Origin of the sequence: Acinetobacter sp. CFCC 10889, from assembly GCF_003268395.1 — a bacterium.
Classification (GTDB): domain Bacteria; phylum Pseudomonadota; class Gammaproteobacteria; order Pseudomonadales; family Moraxellaceae; genus Acinetobacter.
Genome location: NZ_LQXQ01000109.1, coordinates 1 through 4,226 on the forward strand (window position 1 = coordinate 1; position 4,226 = coordinate 4,226).

General features: G+C 37.8%; 5 protein-coding genes. 3 read left to right on the forward strand and 2 right to left on the reverse strand.

Going from position 1 to position 4,226, the window contains the following annotated elements; translation table 11 throughout:
- Positions 1-705: 705 nt before the first annotated feature.
- A complete protein-coding gene (gene repM, locus AVJ19_RS20330) occupies positions 706-1,641 on the forward strand; it encodes a replication initiation protein RepM (RefSeq protein ID WP_111861346.1) in 936 nt (311 codons plus the stop codon).
- Between the two features lie 34 nt (positions 1,642-1,675).
- On the opposite strand, the gene AVJ19_RS20335 is transcribed toward repM, so the two are convergent.
- Positions 1,676-2,128, reverse strand: coding sequence for a hypothetical protein (locus AVJ19_RS20335; protein WP_111861347.1), 453 nt, complete (start codon positions 2,126-2,128; stop codon positions 1,676-1,678).
- A 12-nt stretch (positions 2,129-2,140) separates the two neighbouring features.
- Entirely contained in the window at positions 2,141-2,428 is a 288-nt protein-coding gene (locus tag AVJ19_RS20340) for a mobilization protein (protein ID WP_111861348.1), read from the reverse strand.
- Between the two features lie 207 nt (positions 2,429-2,635).
- On the opposite strand from AVJ19_RS20340, the gene mobQ reads away from it, so the two are divergent.
- Together mobQ and AVJ19_RS20355 are read left to right on the forward strand one after the other, a co-directional pair.
- Complete coding sequence (gene mobQ / locus AVJ19_RS20350) at positions 2,636-3,607, forward strand: MobQ family relaxase (RefSeq protein WP_004856449.1); 972 nt, start codon at positions 2,636-2,638, stop codon at positions 3,605-3,607.
- Positions 3,604-4,101, forward strand: coding sequence for a hypothetical protein (locus AVJ19_RS20355; protein ID WP_004856450.1), 498 nt, complete (start codon positions 3,604-3,606; stop codon positions 4,099-4,101). Before mobQ ends, AVJ19_RS20355 begins: the two co-directional genes overlap by 4 nt.
- Positions 4,102-4,226 lie beyond the last annotated feature (125 nt).

Below are 4,226 nucleotides of genomic sequence, written 5' to 3' on the forward strand. Positions count from 1 at the left end.
CTTGAGATTTCCCTATAAGCATCAATACTTTACTCAAAGCCGTTCTAGGATTCAGCGCACTGGAACGGCTTTTTCATGATTATTCACGTTCCACGCTTACTATTTAATCATTGTTCCACGGTTTTGATTAGATATTTTAATCATTCCAGTAAGAGCCGAGCGAGTGTCTACGAGCGACCACCTGGCATTAAAATTTCGACCCTGCCTTTTCCCTGATTACAAGCTCACTTTTGCTTCGTAACGAAAGATACAGAGCATCCCGAATGGGTGCGAACTATGTTAGTGAAATTCTAGACGAGCGAAGCGAGCATAAAGACTACTGAGCGAAGCGAAGGCATAGTTTCTTTTTTTTATTAAATCCTCAATTCATATTTGAAAAAACAGCCCCTCAACCGAGCGAAAGCGAGGTTAAAACGTCCGAGCTTTAGCGAGGGCATAGGGCTGTTTTCATGCCTATTTATGCTTTTAATATATTTTAAAGTTTTTAAATGCTTTTACGTCTGCTAAAAGCCTTTCTACTTAAGGGTTTTAGCCTCCATAAAGGGACATTTAGTCGGTTATAAAGGGACATTTAGTCGGTTATAAAGGGACATTTAGTCGGTTATAAAGGGACATTTGCTCTCTATAAAGGGACATCGTAGTTATTGACCCTTTAGTGACTTCAATTTACACTGTCCGCATTATAAGTAACAATATAATCTGATTATGAAAAATGAGCTTGTTGTGAAGGATAATGCGTTAATTAATGCTAGTTATAACTTAGAAGTAACTGAACAGCGTTTAATACTTTTAGCAATTCTTAATGCAAGAGAAACAGGTAACGGTATTACAGCCGATAGTAAATTAGAAATACATGCAAAGGACTATGCTAGTCGTTTTGATATAAGCAATGATGGAGCTTATAAGGCATTAAAAAATGCTGTCTTAAACTTATTTGATCGACAGTTTTCCTTTAAAGAACAAGATAAAAAAGGGAATGTAGGTACGGTAAAATCAAGATGGGTAAGCCGTATTAAATATGTTGATGATTCAGCCACGTTAGAAATTACGTTTGCACCTGACGTTGTCCCACTAATTACCAGACTTGAGCAGCATTTCACTAGCTATCAACTTAAACAGGTCAGCCAACTTACCAGTAAATACGCAATCCGCTTATATGAGCTTTTAATCGCATGGCGTGAAGTTGGAAAAACTCCAAAAATTGAATTAGAAGATTTTAGAAGTAAAATTGGTGTTGAAGACACTGAATACACAGCCATGAATGATTTTAAAAAGCGTGTATTAGAGCCAGCGATTAAGCAAATTAATAAATATACAGACATTACTGTAACGTATGAGCAGTATAAAAAAGGGCGATTAATTTCAGCATTTTCATTCAGCTTTAAGCAAAAGCACCAACCAAGAATTGAAAAGACTATTGACCTTAAAAGAGATCCGAATACACCTGATTTCTTTATCCCAATGACAGATGCTCAACGCCACTTGTTCGCTAATAAAATGTCTAGATTGCCTGAATTGAGTGAGTATTCACAGGGAACTGAAAGTTATGAAGAATTTGCCGTTCGTATTGCTAATATGCTTTTAGAACCTCCAAAATTTAGAAAATTTTATCCATTATTGGAACAACTCGGATTCAAATAAATAAAAAAGAAGGCGCTAATTAGCGCCTTCTTTTTTATTTAATATGTTTTCTTATAAAAGTAACTTGTTGAATTATTTCTGTCCAAGCGCCTGATTTAGTAGTTAATTCATTTAATGCATCATTTGCATCTTGATATTTTAATCTATCTAACGTTTCAGTTGTCCTATCTGAACTACTTACTATTGAGGCCACTCCAGAACTTGTTAAAAGCATTTGATCATATTTATTCTTAATTTCTAGAGGATACACTTTGACTGATGTACTCACTGTAGTTGCACTTTTAGAAATTATTTCCATTTGAGTTATATGAGCGGCCAAATTATTTTTTTGTAAGTTTCTACAAACTTCATTGAAATTAGGAAAATTCCAACCATTATTTTTTTTTACCAAAGCACTGAGATCATGGTTATAAAAAACGTAAAGAGTGCAATTAGCATGAACCGTAGAAGACAACAATAAAAGAAGCAAAGCAATAAGCTTTTTCATAAAAAATCCTAGTTAATCTTTATTGATTTCAGGTAGTTTAAATAATTTTCTATCTCTATTTTCGGTTAAATACCCATTAAGTTCAGCTAAAATTTTTTCATTATTAGCTTCATTTTCTTTCATCTTCTTAATTAAATAAGAGCCAAGCAAAATTTTGCGTCGAGTATCATCCTTTCTTTCCTGCTCTTTTTGCTTTGACTTTTCTCTAGCTTCGATAGCCTGTTTGCGGGCCTTTAGCTGTTTCAGCTTCTCTAACTGGGCTTCGATTTTCTTTTCGAGAGTTTCAGCAGCTCTTGTCATGATTCAGATTTCGGAAGATAGAAAAACACTCAAGCATAAGGCCCTATGAATTGGAATTCAAGCGGGCTATATGCTATCGTGTTTTTCATGAAATGCGCACTTACGACTTGAACAAAGTTCAAGTCAAAGTTGCGCAAGGGGACACCCCTTAACCCCAAAAAACTGCTACGCAATTTTTTAAAAGCAAAAGCACCCCAAGGCGACTGCATGGCAATTTATCATTGTTCCACTAAAACGGTGAACCGAAGTTCGGGGCGAACTGCGGTTGCATCATCTGCATATCGTGCAGGGGAAAAACTAGAAGATGAACGCACAGGACTGACCCATGACTTTACGAGAAAAGACGGTGTCGCCCATTCTGAAATTCTGTCTAATTTAGATATTGAAATTGACCGTGGTGAACTTTGGAACTTGGCAGAAAAAACCGAAAACCGTAAAGATGCCCGAACCGCTAGAGAATGGGTCATTGCCCTACCTGATGAATTAGACGCTGATCAACGTAAGGACTTGGCAAAAGACTTTGCCAGGTCCTTAGTTGATCGCTATGGAGTGATCGCAGATTTAGCCATCCATGAACCCAGCAAAGGCGGTAATGATAAGAATCATCACGCCCATATCATGCTTACCACCCGAAAAGCCGAATTGGACACGGACAATAAACTCACCCTGACCACCAAAACCGATATTGAACTCAGCAACGCCAAACGAAAAAGCCTTGGTATGGGTACAACCCAAGACGAAATTAAACAGATTCGGGAAACGTGGGCAAATTTAGCCAATCACGCATTAGAACGAGCAGGCTACCGAGAAAAAATAGATCACCGCAGCTATGCCGATCAGAATAACGGACTACAAGCCACCATCCATGAAGGCACTAAAGTCACCCAATTACGCAGACAAGGCATAGACACTGAAATCAGCCGTTTTAATGACAATGTGAAACAGCAGAACGCCCAACAGCTTGACCAACAGAAACAGCAGAAAGAGAGCGTTTTACAGCGTGGTTTAAACCGTGTCGATCAAGGTTTTGATCAATGGCAGAAGAACCAAGAAACCAAACGTCTAGAACTGGAACGCCAAGCGGAAATGAAACGACAGCAAGAATTAGATAAACAACGAGCCGAGCAAGCACTCCGCAAGGCATATCAAAAACTAAGTAGAGGCGGAATGTCATTATGAGTAATCAAAATGATTTAGATGACCAGTTATATATTTTATTGGCATCCATGAAGGAATATCGAGAAGCCATAGCAGACGATAAGAAGCGATTAGAGCAGTTTTACAACCAAGTCGCTAGTGGAGTGCTAGACAAGGCTGAAAAATCGCTAGAAAACACAAATAAGAAGCATACAGGTGCATTAAACAACAGTATTCAGGCATTAAACGAAGCTACAAACAGGCTCAACTTAAAACTTATCTTTATTTTTGCCAGCACGTTTGTTGCTGTGATGATGGTGTTCATTTTGGCTATCTTTTTATACATACCAAGCAAAGACGAAATTGATGAACGTAGAGCAGATATGGCTGTACTAAAAAAATATCCGCTACAAATTCGAGAAAGTGATGGTGAAACATTGGTGAGAATAATGAGGAAAAATTGCTACTCGTTTGAACCGAGTAGTGTCAAAGAAAAAACGTATGACTGGTGTCAGATCGACCCTAAAAAATACTAGTTGATCGGTACTTTGCTTGGTTTTTCTCATTACAAATCAAATTACAGCAAGCGCAAAGTTGCCCGACTTTGAAACATGGCTTTAGCCATCTTTCAAAGCATCGAGCTGAAATTTCGCATAAGAGA

Excerpts from the sequence above, each read along its gene's own strand:
- mobQ (WP_004856449.1), top strand. The coding sequence starts at position 2,636 with ATGGCAATTTATCATTGTTCCACTAAAACGGTGAACCGAAGTTCGGGG.
- repM (WP_111861346.1), top strand. The coding sequence starts at position 706 with ATGAAAAATGAGCTTGTTGTGAAGGATAATGCGTTAATTAATGCTAGT.
- AVJ19_RS20340 (WP_111861348.1), bottom strand. The coding sequence starts at position 2,428 with ATGACAAGAGCTGCTGAAACTCTCGAAAAGAAAATCGAAGCCCAGTTA.
- AVJ19_RS20335 (WP_111861347.1), bottom strand. The coding sequence starts at position 2,128 with ATGAAAAAGCTTATTGCTTTGCTTCTTTTATTGTTGTCTTCTACGGTT.
- AVJ19_RS20355 (WP_004856450.1), top strand. The coding sequence starts at position 3,604 with ATGAGTAATCAAAATGATTTAGATGACCAGTTATATATTTTATTGGCA.